The following is a 19,639-nucleotide window of genomic DNA, read 5'->3' as shown; positions in this document are numbered from 1 at the left end:
ATTTCCTTTCTTCATCGCGAGCCTCCCATGAAAGCGCCCTCCCGCACCGGCGGTCAGATCCTTGTCGATCAGCTCCTCGTTCATGGAGTCGATCACATCTTCTGCGTTCCGGGGGAGAGCTATCTCGCGGCGCTCGACGCGCTCCACGACGCCGACATCAACGTCACCGTCTGCCGCCAGGAAGGCGGCGCAGCCATGATGGCGGAGGGCTACGGCAAGCTCACCGGCCGGCCGGGCATCTGCTTCGTCACCCGCGGCCCCGGCGCCACCAACGCCTCGCCCGGCATTCACATCGCCAAGCAGGACTCGACGCCGATGATCCTGTTCGTCGGCCAGATCGAGCGCGGCATGCGCGAGCGCGAGGCCTTCCAGGAGCTCGATTACCGCGCCGCCTTCGGGCCCCTGGCCAAATGGGCCACGGAAGTCGACGATCCGGCGCGCTTTCCCGAGATCGTCTCCCGCGCCTTTCATGTCGCCACCTCCGGCCGCCCCGGCCCGGTCGTGATCGCCCTTCCCGAGGACGTGCTCACGGAAGTGGCCGGCGTGGCGGACGCCCCGCCCTATCAGGTGATCGAGACCCACCCGTCCCTCGGGCAGATGGCGGAGCTGCAGAAGCTGCTGCACGGGGCCAGGAATCCTGTCGTTCTCCTGGGCGGGAGCCGCTGGTCGGAGACGGCTGTGCAGCGCTTCATGCGTTTTGCCGAGCGCTTCGACCTGCCGGTCGCCTGCAGCTTCCGCCGCCAGATGCTCTTTCCGGCCGATCATCCGTCCTATATCGGCGACCTGGGCCTCGGCGTGACCCCGAAGCTCGTCGCCCGGATCAAGGAGGCCGACCTCATCCTCATGGTGGGCGGGCGCCTTTCGGAAATCCCGAGCCAGAGCTACACCCTCCTCGACATTCCCTCGCCGCGGCAGAGGCTCGTGCACGTTCATCCTGATCCGAGCGAGCTCGGCCGGGTGTACGCGCCGCACCTCGCCATCAATGCCTCGCCGATCGCCTTCTCGGCGGCGCTCGAGAGCGTGCATCCGCCCGCCACGCTTCCCTGGAGCGAGGGCACGAAGGCCGCCCATGAGAGCTATCTCGCTTGGAGCGACCCGAAGGGTATCCGCCATCCCGGTCCGCTCCAGATGGGCGAGGTGATGGCCCATCTGCGCGAGACGCTGCCCGCCGAGACGATTTTCTGCAACGGCGCTGGCAACTTCGCCACCTGGGTCCACCGTTTCTGGCCGTTCCGGAAGTACGGCACCCAACTCGCGCCGACCTCCGGCTCTATGGGGTACGGCCTGCCCGTCGCCGTCGGCGCCAAGCGCTTTCGGCCGGAAAGCCCGGTGGTGGTGTTCGCGGGCGACGGCGACTTCCTCATGAACGGGCAGGAATTCGCCACCGCCGTGCAGTACGACCTGCCGATCCTGGTGATCCTGCTCGACAACGGCATGTACGGCACGATCCGCATGCACCAGGAGCGCGAATATCCCGGCCGCGTTTCGGCCACGATGCTCAAGAACCCGGACTTCGCCGCCTATGCCAAGGCCTTCGGCGGTCACGGCGAGCGGGTGGAGCGGACGGAGGATTTCGCACCCGCCCTCGAGCGGGCGCTGGCCTCCGGCAAGCCGGCCATCCTGCACTGTCTGATGGACCCCGAGGCGATCACGCCGAGCATGTCGCTCTCGGCCATCCGCGAAAAGGCGCTGGCGAGCCAAAGCTGAGCATTGACGGAATAATGTGGCGGCTCCTATAACGGGGCCGTTATCCACCTGGAGCTTTGATGCGCAGAGAGACCGAGTCCCGGTAAGGCCCGCCACCTGAAGGCGGGCAGCGGCTGATCGTTCAGCCGAGCGCGCGTGTGCGCGCCTCTCTCCGACACGATACACAAAGCTTTGGGTTTTTCCCGTGAACGTTTCACGCAATGGCCAGCGCGTGCTCCACGTGCTCGCTCAGGGCGGTCTCATTCGTCATTACAGGGACGAGAACGGCCGCATTTCCGAAATCGAATGCCTGACCCGCGAGGGCTGGCTGATGTCGCTCTGCACGCTGGAGCTGTTCAAGGCGCTGCGTCAGAAAGGGCTGATCGCCTCCTCGAACGGAGGTCCCTACCGCATCACGCGCATGGGGCTGCAGGCGGTGCGGAGCCGGCCCGACAACCGTTGAGCCGTTTTCCTTCGACAGCAAAAGGGAGGCGGCTCTGCCGCCTCCCGACAACCCCTCGAAGCATAAATCCTCTCAAGCCTCGGGGCGCATCTCCACGGCGCTTGCGGGTTTGACCCTGATCGTGGCGGCTCCGGCATCGAATCCGTCGAGCAGGGCGTTGTGGTGCTCCACGATCTGCTCGACCGTGAACTTGTCCGTATCCGCCGTCGTATGGGCGTCGGCCACGAGGGTCACGTCGTAGCCGAGGCTGACGGCGCGCCGGCAGGTGGTGTCGAAGCAGTACTGCGTCATGAGACCGGTCACCACGAGATGATCGATCCTGCGCGCCGAGAGCACGTCCTGAAGATCCGTCCCGTAGAACGAGTCGCAGGCCGTCTTCCGGACGACGATGTCGTCCGGGGTCCGGCCCAGATCGCCGCAGATCTCCCATCCCGGCGTGCCGGTCTCGAGACGGTGTCCCGGGCCGCCGTCATGCTGGACGAAAACGACGGGAACGTCCCGCTCCCGCGCCTGTCGCACCAGACCGGCGATCCTGCCGCGGACCTGGTCGAAGCGCTCCTTGACGGCCGGGCGCACGGCACCCGGCACTTTCAGGATGTCCGTCTGCACGTCGATGATGAGGAGAGCCTTGGACATGGGGATCAGGCCGCCTTCGCTTCCTCGAGCCGCCGCGCCACCAGGGTGCGCAGGGAACGCAGGTCCTTCACGAACTGACGGATGCCCTCCGAGAGCTTCTCGGTCGCCATCGCGTCCTCGTTCAGGGCGAAGCGGAAGCTCTTCTCGTCGAGCCGGGCGGGAGCCGGAACCCTCTCCACGTTGTCGGGCGACAGCTTGCGCGGCAGATCGCCTTCCGCCTTGGCGAGCTCGTCGAGCAGCGCGGGCGAGATGGTGAGCCGGTCGCAGCCGGCGAGCGCCTCGATCTCTCCGATGTTGCGGAAGGACGCGCCCATGACCACGGTCTTCACCCCTTGCGCCTTGTAGGAGGCGTAGATGTTGCGCACGGACAGGACGCCCGGATCCGTCTCGCCCGTATAGGGTCCGCCGCCCGCCTTTACGTGCCAGTCGAGGATGCGGCCGACGAAGGGGGAAATGAGGAATACGCCCGCCTCCGCGCAGGCCTGGGCCTGGGCCTGGCAGAACAGGAGCGTCAGGTTGCAGTCGATGCCTTCCTTCTGGAGCACCTCGGCCGCGCGGATGCCCTCCCAGGTGGAGGCGATCTTGATCAGGATGCGCTCGCGCCCGATCCCACGCTCCTCGTAGGCCTTGATGATGGCGCGGGCCTTGGCGACTGTCGCTTCCGTGTCGAAGGAGAGATCCGCATCCACCTCGGTCGAGACGCGGCCAGGCACGATGCCGGCGAGCTCCGCCCCGAAGGCGACCGCAAGACGGTCGCAGATGGCGGCCACCGCTCCTTCGCGCGAACCGCCCTGGGCGCGGCCCCAGGTCAGGGCCTCGTCCACGATATGCGCATAGGCCGGGGCCTCCACGGCCTTGAGCAGCAGCGTCGGGTTCGTGGTGCAATCCTGCGGTTTCAGGCGGCGCACCGCGTCGAGGTCGCCCGTATCGGCGACGACGACCGTCATGGCGCGCAGTTGGTCGAGCTTGGAGGACATTGAAATCTCCGTGGAAATGTTGCGTCAGCCTTTAGACTGTCTGGCCTGTCTCGTGAAGCCCAACGCCCGTCACAGGAACAGGGTCCGGTTGGCCTTGACCCGGCCCAGGATGAACGAGTGGACCTCCTCGACACGGCGCAGGTTGCGCACCTCCGCATGCATGACGAGCCAATAGGTGCGCAGGAAGGACAGGGAGGGCACGACCACCTGCAGGTCCGGGAGCTGCCGGATGGCGTAGTCGTGCAGCACGCCGACGCCGACCCCCGCACGGACGGCCTCCACCTGGGCTACGACGCTGGCGCATTCGTAGCGGCGGGAGGTGTATTTCTCGAGGCCGGAGAAATAGTCGAGCACCGGGCTGTAGACGAGGTCCGGCACGTAGGTGACGAGGGTCTTGCCTGCGAGATCGGACGGGTCCTCGATGGGGCCGTGCCGGTCCAGATAGGCCTTCGAGGCATAGAGCCTCAGGCGGTAATCCGTGAGCTTCCGGGAGACCAGCCGCCCTTCCGTCGGCTGCTCGAGGGTGATGGCGATGTCCGCCTCGCGCTTGGACAGCGAGAAGGTGCGCGGCAGGGCGACGAGCTGGAGCGTGAGGTCCGGGTGCTGCTCGGCGAGCGCGCCGAGTTCGGGCGCCAGGAAATAGGTGCCGAACCCGTCCGGCGCACCGATCCGGACCGTGCCGGAGAGCGCCAGATCGGAGCCCCCCACCTCGCTCGCCACCGCGAGCGCCTGGGTCTCCATGCTTTCCGCCTTGGCGAGCAGGCGCTCCCCCTGCTCGGTCAGAGCATAGCCCTGGGGCTTGCGCTCGAAGAGCTTGGTCTGGAGCGCGCTCTCGAGGGCCGAGATGCGGCGCGAAACCGTGGTATGATCCGCCTCCAGACGGCGCGCGGCCACGGTGAGACGACCTGCCCGTGCCACGGCGAGGAAGAAGCGCAGGTCGTCCCAGTCGAAAGCGTTCACGGGTTCAAGTCCTTCGAAGACATATTGGCATTTTCGCACAACGCCGCCTCAGTTTCACCCATAGTCGTGCGTTTTCGACAATGGTAGAAGGGGCAGCATCAAAACATCCCTGAGGAGGAGAGACGCCATGCGCGAAGTCGGACATTTCATCGGCGGCAAGCAGGTTCCCGGCAAGTCCGGCCGGACGACCGAGTTCTTCCAGCCCATGACCGGCGAGGTCATCGGCCGGGTCGCGCTGGCCTCGAAGGACGAGCTGCGCGAGGCGGTGGAGAACGCCAAGGCCGCCCAGCCCGCCTGGGCCGCCACCAATCCGCAGCGCCGCGCCCGCGTGCTCATGAAGTTCCTCGATCTCATCGCCAAGGAGACCGATTCCCTCGCCGAGCTGCTCGCCCGCGAGCACGGCAAGACCGTTCCCGACGCGAAGGGCGACATCCAGCGCGGCGTCGAGGTGGTGGAGTTCGCCTGCGGCATCCCGCACCTCCTCAAGGGAGAATTCACGGAAGGCGCCGGCCCCGGCATCGACATGTATTCGATCCGCCAGCCGCTGGGCGTCGTGGCCGGCATCACCCCATTCAACTTCCCGGCCATGATCCCGATGTGGAAGTTCGCCCCGGCCATCGCCTGCGGCAACGCCTTCATCCTCAAGCCGTCCGAGCGCGATCCGGGTGTGCCGATGCGCCTCGCCGAGCTGATGATCGAGGCGGGCCTGCCGGCCGGCATCCTCAACGTGGTCAACGGCGACAAGGAAGTGGTGGACGCGATCCTGGACGATCAGGACGTCAAGGCCATCGGCTTCGTCGGCTCCTCGCCGATCGCTCAGTACGTCTATTCCCGCGCCACCGCGAACGGCAAGCGCGCGCACTGCTTCGGCGGCGCCAAGAACCACATGATCATCATGCCCGATGCGGACATGGACCAGGCAGTCGACGCGCTCATCGGCGCGGGCTACGGCTCGGCGGGCGAGCGCTGCATGGCCGTCTCCGTTGCCGTGCCGGTCGGCAAGGCCACCGCCGACAGCCTGATGGACAAGCTGATCCCGCGGGTGGAAAGCCTGAAGGTCGGCCCTTCCACCGATCCGAGCGCCGATTTCGGCCCGATGGTCACGAAGGCCCACATGGAGAAGGTTCGCTCCTATGTGGATCTCGGCGTCCAGGAAGGCGCGAAGCTCGTCGTGGACGGCCGTAACTTCAAGATGCAGGGCTACGAGAACGGCTTCTACATGGGCGGCTGCCTCTTCGACGAGGTTCGTCCCGACATGCGCATCTACAAGGAAGAGATCTTCGGCCCCGTCCTGTCGGTGGTGCGCGCCAACGACTACAACGAGGCGCTGCGCCTGCCGAGCGAGCACGAATACGGCAATGGCGTCGCGATCTACACCCGCGACGGCGACGCCGCCCGCGACTTCGCCTCCAAGGTGAATGTGGGCATGGTCGGCATCAACGTGCCGATCCCGGTGCCGCTGGCCTACTACACCTTCGGCGGCTGGAAGGCCTCGGGCTTCGGCGACCTGAACCAGCACGGCCCCGATGCGGTGCGCTTCTACACCAAGACGAAGACGGTCACCTCCCGCTGGCCGTCCGGCATCAAGGACGGCGCCCAGTTCGTCATGCCGACGATGCAGTAATTCGCACATCATGGGGAAAGGCCGGGCTCTCGCTCCCGGCCTTTTCTGCTCTAGAGACGTATTTTCCGGCGTAGCGGATCCACTTCGGCGGAAAGAGCTCTAGATCGAAAGTATGGGTGCACGAAAGCGCCCAAGCATGACGATTTAGGCGCCATGAATCAGTTCTCCCTCACCGAAGACCAAATCGCCGTTCGCGACATGGCCCTCGCCTTCGCGGCGGACAACCTCGCCCCCCATGCCCTCGAATGGGACGAGACCAAGCATTTTCCCGTCGACGTGATGCGCGAGGCGGCAGCCCTGGGCATGGCGGCGATCTATACCCGCGACGATGTCGGCGGATCGGGCATGACGCGGCTCGACGCGGCGCTCATCTTCGAGGCGCTCGCCACCGGCTGCCCGGCCGTCTCGGCCTATCTGTCCATTCACAACATGGTCGCCTGGATGATCGACCGCTACGGCTCCGAGGAGCAGCGCCAGCGCTTTCTCCCGGGCCTGTGCAGCATGGACCTCATCGGCAGCTACTGCCTGACCGAGCCCGGCTCCGGCTCGGACGCGGCGGCGCTCAAGACCCGCGCCGTGCGCGACGGCGACCATTACGTCGTCAACGGCGTGAAGCAGTTCATCTCGGGCGCCGGCACCTCCGACATCTACGTGACCATGGTGCGCACGGGCGATAGCGGGCCCTCGGGCATCTCCACCCTCGTGATCGAGAAGGACAGCCCCGGCCTCTCCTTCGGAGCCCAGGAGAAGAAGATGGGCTGGAACGCCCAGCCCACGGCCGCCGTGATCTTCGAGGACGTGCGCGTGCCCGTCGCCAACCGCCTTTCCGACGAGGGCATGGGCTTCAAGATCGCCATGTCCGGCCTCGACGGCGGGCGTCTCAATATCGGCGCCTGTTCGCTGGGCGGCGCGCAGGCGGCCCTCGACAAGGCTCTCGCCTACACCGCCGACCGCAAGGCCTTCGGCAAGCGCATCGCGGATTTCCAAGCCCTCCAGTTTCGCCTGGCCGACATGGCGACGGAGCTGGAAGCGGCCCGCACCTTCCTGTGGCGCGCCGCCTCCGCTCTCGATGCCAAGGCGCTCGATGCGACGAAGCTCTGCGCCATGGCGAAGCGGATGGCGACCGATACCGGCTTCAAGGTGGCCAACGACGCGCTCCAGCTCCATGGCGGCTACGGCTACCTGGCCGATTACGGGATCGAGAAGATCGTGCGCGACCTGCGGGTCCACCAGATCCTGGAGGGCACCAACGAGATCATGCGCCTCATCGTGGCGCGCGACCTCGTCGGGCGGGGGAACGTATGATTTTCAGATCGCTGGGTCTCGGCTTCGGCATCGCCGTGGCGATCTTCGCGCTCTTTTCCCTGGCCGGCCCCGGGTTCTTCCTCGAGGGCCGCCGCCCCTTCCAGCTCAACTTCACCGCCGGCGCAGCCCTCGGCCTGATGCTGGGCCTCACCGGCCGTCATGTGCTGCGCGTGCCCGCGGAGGATGCGGTCAGAGCCATGGTGCTCGCAGCCGTTCCCGGCATGCTGATCATGGCGGCCGTGGGCTCCCACTTCGCCGTGTTCTTTCCCGAGCTGAACCCCGCCCTCGACAAGGTTTTCGGCTCGCTCATGCTCTGGTTCTACGGCTTCGCGCTCGTCGGGGCGCTCTGGACGGCGCGGCGCGCATGAGCGGCGGGCGGGAGCGGCGCGGACTGCCCTCGGGCGAGCTCAGCACCTGGCTCGTTCTCTCGCTCTCGGTCGTCTTCGTTCTCCTCGGTATTCTCTTCGTCTTCGCGCCCCGGGCCGGGGCGGCCCTGTTCGGCATCCGACCGACGGAGGAAGCGGGCCTCGCCTACGTCTCGGCCATTGGCCTGCGGGATCTCGCCCTCGGCCTCTATCTTTTCGTCCTGTCGCGAATCTCCACGCGGCGAGCCATCGGCGCGATCCTGGCCGTCACGGTGCTCATCCCCATCGGCGACGTGATCATCGTGTTCCTGGAGCGTGGCCTCGAGTCGCCGGGCCATCTCCTGCTGCACGGCGGCAGCGCCTTCGTCATGGCAGCCAGCGCGGCCTGGCTGCTCGCCCAAGCAAAACACCACGACCGGGAGGACTAACGCATGACCACCATCGCCTTCATCGGCCTCGGCCACATGGGCGGCCCCATGGCCGCCAACCTCGTGAAGGCCGGACATCAGGTGATCGGTTTCGATCTCTCGCCCGCCTCATGCGATCAGGCGCGGGCCGACGGGGCGACGATTGCCGGCTCGGCTGCCGATGCGGTGCGGGACGCGGAAGTCGTCGTCACCATGCTTCCCGCCGGCAAGCATGTGCTGTCGGTCTGGACCGGCATCCTGCCCGCGGTTCGTCCCGGCACGCTCCTGATCGACTGCTCCACCATCGACGTGGACAGCGCCCGGCAGGCTCACGCCCTGGCGCGGGAACAGGATGGAAGCCTCCAGTCCCTCGACGCGCCGGTCTCCGGTGGCGTCGGTGGCGCCAAGGCCGCGACCCTGACCTTCATGGCGGGCGGATCACAGGAGGCCTTCGCGCGGGCCGAGCCGATCCTGTCCCAGATGGGCAAGAAGGTTGTCCATTGCGGCGATGCCGGTGCCGGACAGGCGGCGAAGATCTGCAACAACATGATTCTCGGCATCTCGATGATCGGCGTGGCGGAGGCCTTCGTGCTGGCGGAGAAGCTCGGGCTCTCCCATCAGGCCCTGTTCGACGTGGCCTCCACGGCCTCGGGCCAGTGCTGGTCGCTGACCACCTATTGCCCAGTGCCTGGGCCGGTGCCGACCTCACCGGCCAACAACGACTACAAGCCGGGCTTCGCGGCCGCCCTGATGCTGAAGGACCTGAAGCTGGCGCAGGAGGCGGCCCTTTCGTCCGGCGCGACGACCCCGCTCGGCGCCGAGGCCGCGCAGCTCTACGCGCTCTTCAACGCCGCCGGACACGAGGGCGACGACTTTTCCGGAATCATCAACTTCATCCGCGGCCAACCGAGAGCCTGATCACCGGAACCGGCGCATGAAGCGCCGGTCGATCCAGTCCTTCCAGCGCCAGACCCAGCGCCCCTCGAAGGAGAGCCACCGGCCGCGTCCGCCGATGGCGCGGCCGTCGCCGGTTCCGATCAGGATCAGGTGGTCGTGCTGCGGCGTGTAGAACTCCAGCGGCTCGCCGCGCAGGACGCGCCTGAGGTTGCGGGCGAGCACCGGCCCCTGCCGCACGGCAAAGACCCCCGCCTTGGGACGGGGGCTGACCATCATCGTGGCGCAGTCGCCGGCCGCGAAGACGCTGCTGTCGTTCAGCACCTGGAGCGACGGTCCGACGGCGAGAAAGCCGCGCTCGTCCTTGGCGAGGTCCGAGCCGTTCAGTGCCGGTGGCGGCGCCGCGCCGGTGGAGACCAGAACCGCGTCGGCCGGAACAAGGCTTCCGTCGGCGAGAGTGACGCCGCGCTCGTCCACTCCGACGGCCACGGCATTCGCGTAAAGGGCGATTCGGCGGCGCTTCAGCGCCTGCCTGATTCGCTCTTGCATCCCGCTGTTCAGTTCGGGCGAAGCCCCCGCGCTAACGACCGAGATCTGCATTCCCGCCCCTCCAACCTTCCGTAGCGTCGAGGCGGCCGCGAACGCCAGGCAGATGCCCGCAACACCGCCGCCGACGATGGCGACGCGGCGCGGACCGTCCGGTCCTGCCGCGGCGGCCACGAGCCGGTCCCACTTTTCCAGCAGGTCGCCGATCGGTTTCACCGCCAGCGCATGGTCCGCAGCCCCGTCGATCCCCGACAGGTCGGGCGTGATGCCGATATCGATGGACAGGAGGTCGTAGGCGATCTCGCCGCCGTTCCGCAGGCGAACCTGCCTGTTCCGGGCATCGAAGCCGATCGCCTCGTCCTGCACCAGGGTGGCGCCGCTCTCCCGGACCAGCCGCTCCAGATCGATATGCATGGCGTCCCGCTCATAAAGACCCGCGAGATGCCCCGGCAGCATGCCGGAATAGGGGGTGAGCACGTCCTTCGTCACGAGGGTCAGCCGCAGCCCGGGCTCGGGGCGGCGGGCAAAGGCCTCCAGCACAAAGACATGGGCGTGGCCGCCGCCCACGAGGAGGAGGTTTTGCGACGTTTCAGGCAGGTTGCGTTCCATCATGCCGACAATCTTGACGGAAGCGAAGATGGGCGAAGTGTTGCACGACACCTACAGCTTTTACCACTTCAGTCCATTACTCTCCCGGCTTACGAGTGCTCAACCCCTGATTGCCGAGCCGTTCATGGCCCGTTCCGTCTCTCCTCTGGCCGACCCTTCAGCCGATGCCGCGGCCATTCTGCGGCGCCTCGGATTCGCGACCCTGTTCTTCGCGATTCCCATGAGCGCCCTCTTTGCGCGCCGGGCCGTCGTGATCCTGGCGCCGCTGGCCGTGATCCTGCTCGTGCTGGCCGCCGCACTCGACGGCAGCGCCAAGCATCTGGGCCAGAAGCTCGGCGCCGTCGTGACCTCCAGGGGCGGCGTGGCCGGGGCCGTTCTGCTGCTCTGGACGGTTCTGGCGCTGATCTGGACCCCCTTCCTTTCCGAAGCCTCGGAGCGGCTCCTCAACATCGTGGCGATGGCCCTGATGGCGCTCGCCGGCTACCTGGCGCTTCCGGACCGGATGCGCTCGGCCAATCTCTACATCCTGCCCGTGGGCGTGGGCCTTGCCGCCCTGACCGGCATGACGATGGCGCTGCGCGGATCCGGCGGCTTCAACCAGGACGGCCAGAGCTTCGAGAGAGGCATGATCCTGCTGGTTCTGCTGCTCTGGCCGGCCGTGACCTGGCTGCATTCCAGGGGCAGGAACCTGGAAGCCATGGTCCTGGCCATCATCGTCGCCCTCGGCGCCCTCTTCGCGGACGACACCCTGGCTCTTCAGGGATTGGCCGTGGGGGCGCTGATCTTCGCCGTGACCGCCTTCAGCCCGCGCTTCGGCACCCGCCTGACGGCCCTGGCCATGGCGGGGCTCCTCCTCTTCGCCCCGGCCCTCCCCTTTCTCCTCAAACCCCTGGCCGAGAGCCTTCTCGGCGCGAAGGCTCCGCTCGTGGCGAGCCTCGAGACCTGGCGTCTGGTCGTTCTCGACGACCCCCTCCGGCTGATCACGGGCCACGGTCTCGAAACCTCCCTGCGCGGACGCCTGCACGGCCTGGTTCCGCCGGCCGCGCCGCACGGCATCCTGTTCGAAGTCTGGTACGAGCTCGGCCTCGTCGGCGCCGTCGCGGGGGCCGTTCTGCTCTACAGGTCGGTTCTCGGCGCAGGCGGCCATCGCCCGATCCTCGGCCCGGGCATCGTCGCGGCCTTCGCCACCGCCTTCGCGCTTGGCTGCTCGGGCATCGGGACCGCGCAGGTCTGGTGGTTCACGGCTCTCGTGGTCGTCGTGCTGGTTTTCGTCGCCATCGAACGGGGCCAGTTCCGCACCAAACGTCCGAAGGCCATCCTTCGCCCCATCCGCTGACGCAGACCAGACCCGCTCGCGCGAGGTTGACGGATCGGCATCGCCTCTGCTTCGGTAGGGACCTGCTCATTTCCAAGAAGGTTTCCTATGCCGATCATCAATCGTGTTGCCGACCTCGCCGATGAGATCACCACCTGGCGACGGGATTTCCACGAGAACCCCGAGCTTCTCTTCGACGTCCATCGCACGGCCGGCATCGTGGCCGAGAAGCTGAAGGCCTTCGGGTGCGACGAGGTGGTCACCGGAATGGGGCAGACCGGCGTCGTCGGCGTCATCAAGGGCCGGTCGAACGGCTCGGGCCGGGTGATCGGGCTTCGCGCCGACATGGACGCCCTGCCGATCGAGGAGGCCACGGACGTTCCCCATAAGTCCAAGGTCCCCGGCAAGATGCATGCCTGCGGCCACGACGGCCACACCGCGATGCTCCTGGGCGCCGCGAAGTATCTTGCCGAGACCCGCAACTTCGACGGCACCGCCATCATGATCTTCCAGCCGGCGGAGGAAGGCGGCGGCGGCGGCGACGCCATGGTGAAGGACGGCCTCATGGAGCGCTTCGGCATCCAGGAGGTCTACGGCATGCACAACATGCCCGGCATTCCGCTCGGCCAGTTCGCCATCCGCCCCGGCGCGATGATGGCGGCCGCCGACCGCTTCATCATCACCATCGAAGGCAAGGGCGGCCACGCGGCGCGGCCCCATGACTGCATCGACCCGGTCGTCATCGCGGCCCATGTGATCACGGCGCTCCAGACGGTCGCATCCCGCAATGTCGATCCGCTGGAATCGGCGGTGGTGTCGGCCTGCTCCGTCAAGGCGGGCGACGCCTTCAACGTGATACCGCAGACCGTGACCCTGCTCGGCACGGTGCGCACCCTGTCGCCGGAGGTCCGGGACCTGTGCGAGACCCGGATCCGCGCCATCGCGGAGAATGTCTGCGCGGCGTTCGGGGCCAAGGCGGAGGTGGATTACAGCCGGGGTTATCCGGTCACCATGAACGACCCGGCCAAGACCGAGTTCATGACCCAGGTCGCAAGGGCGGTCGCGGGCGAGAACGGTGTCGACACCACGGTCGCCCCCCTCATGGGCGCGGAGGATTTCTCCTACATGCTGGAGCAGCGTCCGGGCGCCTACATCTTCATCGGCAACGGCGACACGGCGGGCGTTCACCACCCGGCCTACGACTTCAACGACGAGGCGACGCCCTACGGCGTTTCGCTCTGGGCCAAGATCATCGAGAGCGGCATGCCGGCTCGATAAGGCGCATCAGGACCGGCCCGTCGCGTTCGACGGGCCGGTCTCCTCCGGATCCTGCCCCAGGAGGGGCAGCCGCAGCTCAGTCGTCCGCGTGCGGCAGCGTGAACGAGAGCGTCGCGAAATAGCTCACCCGATCGATGTCGGGATTGTCGGGCGTCTGCTTTGCATGGGCGACGCCGATCACGTTGAGCCCGTCGTTGCGGACGAACAACGTGACCTTGCCTTCCGCGTCCGTCTTCGCGCTCATTGCATGGGGATCGTTCAGGTAATCGGTATTCAGCGCCACCCCGGCGACAGGCTTCCCGTCGGCGAGGACCTGGACGGGCAGGTCGTCTCCCATCTTGAGACCGACCGGATCGACCAGAGGCACGATCTCGAGGCCCAGCCCGGCGGGTTTCAGGGAACCGCCGCTCGCCAGGACAGTGGTGTTCGTCTTGATCGAATGACTGGCCGATTGTGCCCCCGGCACCTCCGCTTTCGGCTTGTTGACCGACTTTCCGTCGGGACCCTTCGTCCAGATTCCGTTATCGAAGACCACGGTCAGAAGCGTGGCCTCCGGGGCCGGCTCGACCAGAGCGTTCCTGGCCTGCCGCACGATGCGGGCTTCCTTGGTCTCTCCCGACTTGAGCCGTGAAACGGCCTCCTTGACCTTCGCGGGGAGGTAGGCCTCGTCGCCGGCCCCGTGGCCGTAGACGACGGCGAGATCGCCATGGCGCTGGGCCACCCAGATCCCATGGGCCTGAGCGGCGGTCGTCATGGCGGCGAATGCGGAGAATATCAGGTAGGTCCGGCGCAGCATTGTTCATGATCTCCAACGATTTGGAGCTTGCGTATAGTATACTATACTAAGCGCCGTCAAGCGACGTCCGACAAGGAACGGGCAGGTCCCCCCGAGCGGAGCACCGGCACATTCCCGTCGATGCTCCGGCGCCGTTCATGCTGATGCGGATGAGAGAGGCAGCGGCCGCCGACATGGAGCCCCGTTCGGCTTTCATGCGCCGCGGGGCTTCAGGCGATATGATTGCTGCGCCGGAGGCCTCAGTCCTTGATCGACGAGGCGAGGAGGCCTTCGATGTCGATGTAGTGACCCGCGCGGTCGCGCTTGGAGGCCAGGTAGCTGACGTTCTCGGGCGTCGCGCGGCCGAGCACCCGGTGATCCGAAATCACCTCCAGACCTGCGTTACGCAGGGCCGCCAGCTTTTCCGGATTGTTGGTCATGACCCGCACGGCCTTGACCCCGAGCTGCCGGAGCATTCCGGCGGCAAAGTCGAAGCGGCGCTGGTCCGCATCGAAGCCCAGGACCTCGTCGGCGTCGTAGGTGTCGTAGCCCTGTGCCTGAAGCTTGTAGGCGCGGATCTTGTTGGCGATGCCGTTCCCGCGTCCCTCCTGGTCGAGGTAGAGGAGAATGCCGCCCTCGTTCTGAGCCATGAAGCCCACGGTGCCGCGCAGCTGGTCGCCGCAATCGCATTTGAGGCTGCCGAAGAGGTCGCCGGTCAGGCAAGCGGAGTGCAGGCGCACGGTGACCGGCTTCGTGAGATCCGGCTTGCCCACGATGACCGCCACCTGGTCGCGCAGGCCCTCGCCGCCCCGGAACACCACGAACTCGCTCGTCGGCGCTCCTTCGAGCGGGACCGGGGCCCGGCTCACGATCTTCAGGTCGAGGGCCTTGGCACGGCGATAGTCCCGGACGGCGGAGCCGGAAACCCGGGTGATCGACGGGTCGATCTCGACGCCCGCAGCGAGCGGAATGACGACGACGGCGGGCAGAACCAGCGACAGCCGCGCCAGCTCGAGAGCCTCCTCGTCGAGTCCGGATGCCGGACGGACGGGAGCATCGATGCGACCGTCGATCTTGAGGGCGAGATTCTCGATCCGGGCCCGATCCACCACAGGCAGGGCGACGACGGCGGGCCTGTCGCGGTCGAGCCCGAGCCGGCGTAGCCGGGCGGAGGGCAGGATCAGGTGAGCATGTCCGCCGGCGATGGCCTCGAGCTGGGCGCCCATGGCCTCGTCCAGATCCTCCACGCCGAGCACGAGCGCGCTGAGCTCCGCCCCGTCGATCACGACCGGGCGGGCGCTGCGGAATTCCATGATGGCCCGCTCGACCGAGGTGGTCGCGGGATCATCGGACAGGCTCAGAACAAGGCGCATCATCAATCGAACTCAGGCGAACCCGTCTCTCGCAGAAAGGAATCGGTTCGTTGCGGAGGCCATCCGGCCTCAGGTCAAGCTTCGAAACTAGGGGCACCTTATCACAAGGCGAGACCGATCCCTAATGACAGAGATGGGATGGCAGCCATGCTTCATCAACAGGCCGCCCCTTCGGCACGGAAAGCCCCATCGCTACAGGAACTTGCCGCCCGAATCCCGCTCAGCCCTGCCCCTGCGGGGCCGGTCGTCGCGGCCTGAGCGCGTGCGCGAGCACGGATGGCAGCCGCCCGTCGATCAGGACGAGGCCGGCGGCAATCAACGCCATTCCGGCCATGTGCCTCGCTTCCAGCGTCTCGCCGAGAAGGAGAACGCCGAACAGGATGGCGCTGACGGGAATGAGAAGGGTGACGAGCCCGACATTGGTGGCGCCCGCCCGGGCCAGCAGCCGGAAGAACAGGATGTAGGCGAAGGCGGTGGAAACCAGCGCCAATCCGGCCAGGGCCATCGCCACGTGGAGGCTCGGCGTCGGCAGGGACCAGGGACGGTCCACGATCATGGCGAGGGGCAGGAGAATCGCGCTCGATGCCGTGACCTGTCCGGCCGCGGTTGCCAGGGGCGGGATTCCCATGGCCCTGAACCTGCGCCCGAACACGCCGGCAAAGGCGTAGGACAGGGCGGCGGCCAGCACGGCCATCTGGGCCGGAATGCTCATGCCCCAGGATTGGAAGGCGGCCGCGCCGATCATGACGGCCACCCCCAGGAAACCGACCAGAACGCCGGCAAGGCGCTGCCGCGTCAGACGCTCGTCCTTGGTCAGGACATGGGCGACGAGCACGGTGAAGAGGGGCGTCGTCGCGTTGAGGATCGAGGCCAGGCCGCTGGCGATGTGGTTCTGTCCCCACACGATCAGCACCATGGGAATCACGTTGTTGAGGATCCCCATCCCGAAGAAGGCCGTCCAGACCTCCCGCCCACGCGGCAGGGCAAGACCCATGAGTCTCAGGACCATGTACAGGGTGGCGGCTCCCAGGCAGACCCGGCTGGCCACGATCGTGAGCGGGGGCAGTTCCTTGACCGCCACGCCGATGAAGAGAAAGGAGCCTCCCCACACGATGGAGAGGATGATCAGCAGCGCCCAGTCGGACGCGCTCATGGTCTTCTGGATCGGGGATGGAATCATGGTGCGGGTCCGCAATGTTCCACCAAGGCAATGCCATATCATGCCCCGCTCTTCGACCCGTTTCCTGTGATCGCGCGGAAGAGCTCTCCGCGACCGTGGCTCGGACGACATCGGGATCTCGATGAGAAGAGCTGCCCGAGAACCATGGAAACGAACGGTTTCCACATCTATTAACCGGCCATAAATCATGAACAATTCGCAACCGCGAAAGGATTGGTTTACGCAAAAACCGGGCTTCGGATCAGTTTTACTTCGCGTTCACGGCTTCGGTTCAGGTTGGCGCCATGACACGTTCATCAGACACCGTGACAGCCATGGGCCTGCACCCCTCCGACGACCGCTCGTTCCTGACGCGCCCTTCCCGCGAAGAGCGGTTTCGATCCACCGGGCGGGCGGGTTTCTGCGTCATGCCCACGCCGCCCCGGCCGGCACGCAACACCAGCTTCATCTTCGGGCGCTCGGAATCGCGGATCCGCCCGCTCCTGAACCAGGAAGAGCGCGATCGCCTGCATTGCTGGGCCATGATCGTGGCCGTCGCCTCGTCGGCGGCGGGGACCACCCTCCTGCTCACGGCGGCTCTCCGATAGAGCCTGCCGGCCCCGAATGGAAAAGCCCGGAACGTCGTTCCGGGCTTTTGTCTTGCCGAGGGATCAGGCCACGGGCCCTGGCTGGTCGCCCGGCTGCGGCGGCGTCATCGGCGTATCCGGGGGGCGTCCGGGATCGGTGGCCGGGATCTCCGTCGGCTCCTGTATGGGCACCTCCGTCGGGGTATGGCCCGGAGGCACGGGATTCTGATTCGGGTTCTGGGGGCTCGGCTGAGGATCGTAGGGGCCGGGGCCTCGCGTCATGACTCAACTCCCTTTGTTGGATTGAGGGGTCAACGGGTGGGTCATGGCTCCGTTCCTCACCGAAGGGGCCAGACCACCATGATCAGCGGGATGCCGACGACCACGACGAGAATGGAGAGCGGCAGGCCCAGGCGCCAGTAATCGCCGAATCGATAGCCCCCCGGTCCCATGACGAGAGTGTTGCACTGGTGCCCGATGGGCGTCAGGAAATCGCAGGCCGCTCCGATGGCGACGGCCATCAGGAAGGCATCGGGCTTGAACCCGAGTTGGGCCGCGAAACTCGCCGCGATCGGCGCCATCACCAGCACGGTCGCGGCATTGTTGAGGAAGGGCGTGACGGCCATGGCCGCGACCATGATGAGCACGAGTGCGCCGGTCGGCGGCAGCATGTTGGCGGCGGACGACAGCCATGCGGCGATGAGTTCGGTACCGCCCGTGGTGCGGATCGCCTCGCTGACGGGAATGAGCGCTCCCAGCATGACGATGATCGGCCAGTCGATGTTCTCGTAAGCCTCGCGCAGGGTCAGCGACCCGAAGAGGACGAGGAGAACGGCCGCTCCGAAGAACGCGATGGCGACGGGAAGCAGGTCGAAGGCCACGAGCACCATGGCGGCCGCGAGGATGGCGATGGGCAAGAGGCTCCTGCGTGCGCTGCCGAGGCGGATGTCGCGTTCCGCGAGCGGCAGGCAGCCGAGCTCCTTCAGGGTATCCGGCAGCCTCTTCAGGTTGCCCTGAAGCACGATCACGTCGCCCGGGCGCAGGCTGATGGTGCGCAGCCGCTCCGTGAAGCGCTGGCCGCTGCGGCTGACGGCGATCAGGTTGACGCGGAAGCGCTCGTAGAGGGCGATGCGCTCCGCGGAAATGCCCGTCAGCACGGAATTCGGCCCGACCACGGCCTCGATGACGCCGATCTCGTCGGTCGCCTCCTCCGTCTCGGGCTGGCGGTGCTCGTGGGTCAGCTTCAGACCGGCCCGCGCGACGGTGCTTTCCAGCGCGTCCGGCTCGCCTTCGAGCATGAGCAGATCGTTCTCGCGAAAGGTCGCGTCGGGCAGCGGGCTGGAGCTGCGGGTCTCGTTGCGGATGATCGCCGCCACCTTCACTTCGTCGTTGGCCATCTTGCGAAGATCCGCGACCGTCTGCCCGATGATGTCGGAATCGGACGCCACGCGCGCCTCGGTGATGTAGTTCTTGATGTTGAGCGCCTCGTCCAGGGAGGCCGTGCCCTTGCGCCCCTTCGGCAGGAGCCGGTAGCCGAAGGCCAGGAAGGCGACCCCGGCGGCCGCGATGCCGAGGCCGACCGGGGCGAAATCGAACATCTCGAAGGGCTGGCCCAGCAAATCGCCCCTGACCCGCGACACGATGATGTTCGGAGAGGTGCCGACAAGGGTCACGATGCCCCCGAGCAGAGACCCGAAGGCCATCGGCATCAGGAAACAGGATGGGGCGGTATTGCTGCGCCGGGCGATCTGGAAGGCGACCGGGATCATCATCGCCAGGGCGCCGATGTTCTTCACGAAGGCCGACAGCACCGTCACCACGCCCACGAGCACGATGATCTGGATTTGGGTGGTGCGCAGATAGGGGCCGATCCGGTTGAGAGCCGCTTCGAGAACCCCCGACTTGGCGACGGCGGCACTCACGAGAAGAGCGCTCGCCACGATGAAGACGATGTCGTCGCTGAAGCCGGAAAAGGCCCGGTCCGCCGGCACGATGCCGACCAGCACGGCAACGAGCAGCGACAAAGCCGCGACGACGTCGTAGCGGAAGCGGCCCCACACGAAGAGCGCCATCATCCCGGCGACGACGGCGAAAGCGAGCATTTGTTGATGGGTCATGGGGTGCGCGAAGAGAGGAACCTTCCCTCTAACGCGCAGCCTAACCCTTTGTGCCGTCCGTTCCTACTGCCCAAGAACGAGAGCCCAATAGCGGCCGTAGCCGCCCTTGGCGTCGGCGCGGGCCAGGCCGATCCGGCGGGCCTGAGGCATCAGAAGATTGGTGTTGTGGGAGGGCGAGGCCTTCCAGCGGCTCACCGCCCGGTCGACGGAGGCGGAGCCGGCCGAGAGGTTTTCCGCCGCATAGCCCATGATGCCGAACTTCTCCATCCGGCTGCCGAAGCTGCCATGGCTCAGCTTGCCCGCCGCGGCCACGACCCGCGCTTGATATTCCGCCGCCTCGTTCATGCGCGGATCCACGGTAACCGGGCTCAGGCCGCGGGAAACCCGATAGGCGGAGATGAGGGAGGCCGCCTCTGCCGCATCGGTCGTCGAGCTTGCGAGGACCGCGTGATTTTGCGTGAGACCGGCATCGCTCGCACATCCGGCGAGCGCCAGAGCGGCCAGGATGCAAAAGGAAACTGTCCTCATCGAAATCCCCTCGAGGCGGCGTTCGCCGCCGCTCC

Annotated in this window: 20 protein-coding genes; 10 read left to right on the top strand and 10 right to left on the bottom strand. The window is 66.9% G+C overall.

Annotation, left to right across the window (positions count from 1 at the left end):
* The first annotated feature begins 27 nt into the window (after positions 1–27).
* Both ACFOYU_RS26770 and ACFOYU_RS26765 read left to right on the top strand, forming a co-directional pair.
* A complete protein-coding gene (locus ACFOYU_RS26770) occupies positions 28–1,707 on the top strand; it encodes a thiamine pyrophosphate-binding protein (RefSeq protein WP_377035879.1) in 1,680 nt (559 codons plus the stop codon).
* Positions 1,708–1,891: 184 nt separating this feature from the next.
* Complete coding sequence (locus tag ACFOYU_RS26765; RefSeq protein ID WP_226738964.1) at positions 1,892–2,149, top strand: YjhX family toxin; 258 nt, start codon at positions 1,892–1,894, stop codon at positions 2,147–2,149.
* Positions 2,150–2,221: 72 nt separating this feature from the next.
* Here the strand turns inward: ACFOYU_RS26765 and ACFOYU_RS26760 are convergent, their stop codons facing one another.
* The 3 genes from ACFOYU_RS26760 to ACFOYU_RS26750 form a co-directional block, all read right to left on the bottom strand.
* Positions 2,222–2,785 carry a cysteine hydrolase family protein gene (locus ACFOYU_RS26760; protein ID WP_377035878.1) on the bottom strand — a complete coding sequence of 188 codons (564 nt, stop codon included), beginning with the start codon at positions 2,783–2,785 and terminating at the stop codon, positions 2,222–2,224.
* 5 nt (positions 2,786–2,790) lie between these two features.
* Complete coding sequence (tal, locus tag ACFOYU_RS26755) at positions 2,791–3,762, bottom strand: transaldolase (RefSeq protein WP_377035877.1); 972 nt, start codon at positions 3,760–3,762, stop codon at positions 2,791–2,793.
* A gap of 69 nt (positions 3,763–3,831) precedes the next feature.
* Positions 3,832–4,722 carry a LysR family transcriptional regulator gene (locus ACFOYU_RS26750; protein WP_377035876.1) on the bottom strand — a complete coding sequence of 297 codons (891 nt, stop codon included), beginning with the start codon at positions 4,720–4,722 and terminating at the stop codon, positions 3,832–3,834.
* Between the two features lie 127 nt (positions 4,723–4,849).
* Here ACFOYU_RS26750 and ACFOYU_RS26745 point away from each other — a divergent pair, with 127 nt between their 5' ends.
* The 5 genes from ACFOYU_RS26745 to mmsB all read left to right on the top strand — a co-directional run bounded on the left by ACFOYU_RS26745 (position 4,850) and on the right by mmsB (position 9,341).
* On the top strand, positions 4,850–6,346 hold the full coding sequence (locus ACFOYU_RS26745; RefSeq protein ID WP_226738956.1) for a CoA-acylating methylmalonate-semialdehyde dehydrogenase: 1,497 nt from the start codon (positions 4,850–4,852) through the stop codon (positions 6,344–6,346).
* Between the two features lie 153 nt (positions 6,347–6,499).
* Complete coding sequence (locus tag ACFOYU_RS26740; RefSeq protein WP_377035875.1) at positions 6,500–7,651, top strand: isobutyryl-CoA dehydrogenase; 1,152 nt, start codon at positions 6,500–6,502, stop codon at positions 7,649–7,651.
* Positions 7,648–8,019, top strand: a complete 372-nt coding sequence (locus ACFOYU_RS26735) for a DUF5367 family protein (protein ID WP_377035874.1) — start codon at positions 7,648–7,650, stop codon at positions 8,017–8,019. Before ACFOYU_RS26740 ends, ACFOYU_RS26735 begins: the two co-directional genes overlap by 4 nt.
* Positions 8,016–8,444: a DUF4267 domain-containing protein gene (locus ACFOYU_RS26730; RefSeq protein WP_377035873.1), complete on the top strand. Its 429-nt coding sequence runs from the start codon at positions 8,016–8,018 to the stop codon at positions 8,442–8,444. The genes ACFOYU_RS26735 and ACFOYU_RS26730 overlap by 4 nt, the downstream gene beginning before the upstream one ends.
* A gap of 3 nt (positions 8,445–8,447) precedes the next feature.
* Positions 8,448–9,341: a 3-hydroxyisobutyrate dehydrogenase gene (gene mmsB / locus ACFOYU_RS26725; RefSeq protein WP_226738946.1), complete on the top strand. Its 894-nt coding sequence runs from the start codon at positions 8,448–8,450 to the stop codon at positions 9,339–9,341.
* On the opposite strand, the gene ACFOYU_RS26720 is transcribed toward mmsB, so the two are convergent.
* A complete protein-coding gene (locus ACFOYU_RS26720) occupies positions 9,342–10,475 on the bottom strand; it encodes an FAD-dependent oxidoreductase (protein ID WP_377035872.1) in 1,134 nt (377 codons plus the stop codon).
* Positions 10,476–10,596: 121 nt separating this feature from the next.
* Here ACFOYU_RS26720 and ACFOYU_RS26715 point away from each other — a divergent pair, with 121 nt between their 5' ends.
* Together ACFOYU_RS26715 and ACFOYU_RS26710 are read left to right on the top strand one after the other, a co-directional pair.
* Complete coding sequence (locus ACFOYU_RS26715; protein ID WP_226738942.1) at positions 10,597–11,808, top strand: peptide ABC transporter permease; 1,212 nt, start codon at positions 10,597–10,599, stop codon at positions 11,806–11,808.
* A gap of 87 nt (positions 11,809–11,895) precedes the next feature.
* Entirely contained in the window at positions 11,896–13,065 is a 1,170-nt protein-coding gene (locus tag ACFOYU_RS26710) for a M20 aminoacylase family protein (RefSeq protein WP_226738940.1), read from the top strand.
* 76 nt (positions 13,066–13,141) lie between these two features.
* On the opposite strand, the gene ACFOYU_RS26705 is transcribed toward ACFOYU_RS26710, so the two are convergent.
* From ACFOYU_RS26705 to ACFOYU_RS26695, 3 genes are all read right to left on the bottom strand, one after another.
* A complete protein-coding gene (locus ACFOYU_RS26705; protein WP_377035871.1) occupies positions 13,142–13,861 on the bottom strand; it encodes a DUF4198 domain-containing protein in 720 nt (239 codons plus the stop codon).
* Positions 13,862–14,100: 239 nt separating this feature from the next.
* Positions 14,101–15,213 carry a GTP cyclohydrolase II RibA gene (ribA, locus tag ACFOYU_RS26700; RefSeq protein ID WP_377035954.1) on the bottom strand — a complete coding sequence of 371 codons (1,113 nt, stop codon included), beginning with the start codon at positions 15,211–15,213 and terminating at the stop codon, positions 14,101–14,103.
* Positions 15,214–15,433: 220 nt separating this feature from the next.
* Entirely contained in the window at positions 15,434–16,393 is a 960-nt protein-coding gene (locus ACFOYU_RS26695) for a DMT family transporter (RefSeq protein ID WP_377035870.1), read from the bottom strand.
* 284 nt (positions 16,394–16,677) lie between these two features.
* Here ACFOYU_RS26695 and ACFOYU_RS26690 point away from each other — a divergent pair, with 284 nt between their 5' ends.
* The gene (locus tag ACFOYU_RS26690; protein WP_226738936.1) at positions 16,678–16,980 is read left to right on the top strand and encodes a hypothetical protein; all 303 of its coding nucleotides are present in this window, start codon (positions 16,678–16,680) and stop codon (positions 16,978–16,980) included.
* Between the two features lie 63 nt (positions 16,981–17,043).
* On the opposite strand, the gene ACFOYU_RS26685 is transcribed toward ACFOYU_RS26690, so the two are convergent.
* From ACFOYU_RS26685 to ACFOYU_RS26675, 3 genes are all read right to left on the bottom strand, one after another.
* Positions 17,044–17,241, bottom strand: coding sequence for a hypothetical protein (locus ACFOYU_RS26685; RefSeq protein ID WP_377035869.1), 198 nt, complete (start codon positions 17,239–17,241; stop codon positions 17,044–17,046).
* Between the two features lie 56 nt (positions 17,242–17,297).
* On the bottom strand, positions 17,298–19,076 hold the full coding sequence (locus ACFOYU_RS26680) for an SLC13 family permease (RefSeq protein ID WP_226738934.1): 1,779 nt from the start codon (positions 19,074–19,076) through the stop codon (positions 17,298–17,300).
* Between the two features lie 63 nt (positions 19,077–19,139).
* Positions 19,140–19,604 (bottom strand): CAP domain-containing protein, encoded by a 465-nt coding sequence (locus ACFOYU_RS26675; protein WP_226738933.1) that lies wholly within the window; start codon positions 19,602–19,604, stop codon positions 19,140–19,142.
* Between the last annotated feature and the right edge of the window lie 35 nt (positions 19,605–19,639).

The sequence above is a fragment of the Microvirga sp. GCM10011540 genome (assembly GCF_042650665.1).
In the GTDB taxonomy this organism is placed as follows: domain Bacteria; phylum Pseudomonadota; class Alphaproteobacteria; order Rhizobiales; family Beijerinckiaceae; genus Microvirga; species Microvirga lenta.
The sequence above is the reverse complement of the archived record's forward strand: the minus strand, read 5'-3'. Positions and strand labels throughout refer to the sequence as shown.

Coding starts and splice junctions, on each gene's coding strand:
- ACFOYU_RS26770 (WP_377035879.1), top strand. CDS start 28: ATGAAAGCGCCCTCCCGCACCGGCGGTCAGATCCTTGTCGATCAGCTC.
- ACFOYU_RS26760 (WP_377035878.1), bottom strand. CDS start 2,785: ATGTCCAAGGCTCTCCTCATCATCGACGTGCAGACGGACATCCTGAAA.
- tal (WP_377035877.1), bottom strand. CDS start 3,762: ATGTCCTCCAAGCTCGACCAACTGCGCGCCATGACGGTCGTCGTCGCC.
- ACFOYU_RS26745 (WP_226738956.1), top strand. CDS start 4,850: ATGCGCGAAGTCGGACATTTCATCGGCGGCAAGCAGGTTCCCGGCAAG.
- ACFOYU_RS26740 (WP_377035875.1), top strand. CDS start 6,500: ATGAATCAGTTCTCCCTCACCGAAGACCAAATCGCCGTTCGCGACATG.
- ACFOYU_RS26735 (WP_377035874.1), top strand. CDS start 7,648: ATGATTTTCAGATCGCTGGGTCTCGGCTTCGGCATCGCCGTGGCGATC.
- ACFOYU_RS26730 (WP_377035873.1), top strand. CDS start 8,016: ATGAGCGGCGGGCGGGAGCGGCGCGGACTGCCCTCGGGCGAGCTCAGC.
- mmsB (WP_226738946.1), top strand. CDS start 8,448: ATGACCACCATCGCCTTCATCGGCCTCGGCCACATGGGCGGCCCCATG.
- ACFOYU_RS26720 (WP_377035872.1), bottom strand. CDS start 10,475: ATGATGGAACGCAACCTGCCTGAAACGTCGCAAAACCTCCTCCTCGTG.
- ACFOYU_RS26715 (WP_226738942.1), top strand. CDS start 10,597: ATGGCCCGTTCCGTCTCTCCTCTGGCCGACCCTTCAGCCGATGCCGCG.
- ACFOYU_RS26710 (WP_226738940.1), top strand. CDS start 11,896: ATGCCGATCATCAATCGTGTTGCCGACCTCGCCGATGAGATCACCACC.
- ACFOYU_RS26705 (WP_377035871.1), bottom strand. CDS start 13,861: ATGCTGCGCCGGACCTACCTGATATTCTCCGCATTCGCCGCCATGACG.
- ribA (WP_377035954.1), bottom strand. CDS start 15,213: ATGCGCCTTGTTCTGAGCCTGTCCGATGATCCCGCGACCACCTCGGTC.
- ACFOYU_RS26695 (WP_377035870.1), bottom strand. CDS start 16,393: ATGATTCCATCCCCGATCCAGAAGACCATGAGCGCGTCCGACTGGGCG.
- ACFOYU_RS26690 (WP_226738936.1), top strand. CDS start 16,678: ATGACACGTTCATCAGACACCGTGACAGCCATGGGCCTGCACCCCTCC.
- ACFOYU_RS26685 (WP_377035869.1), bottom strand. CDS start 17,241: ATGACGCGAGGCCCCGGCCCCTACGATCCTCAGCCGAGCCCCCAGAAC.
- ACFOYU_RS26680 (WP_226738934.1), bottom strand. CDS start 19,076: ATGACCCATCAACAAATGCTCGCTTTCGCCGTCGTCGCCGGGATGATG.
- ACFOYU_RS26675 (WP_226738933.1), bottom strand. CDS start 19,604: ATGAGGACAGTTTCCTTTTGCATCCTGGCCGCTCTGGCGCTCGCCGGA.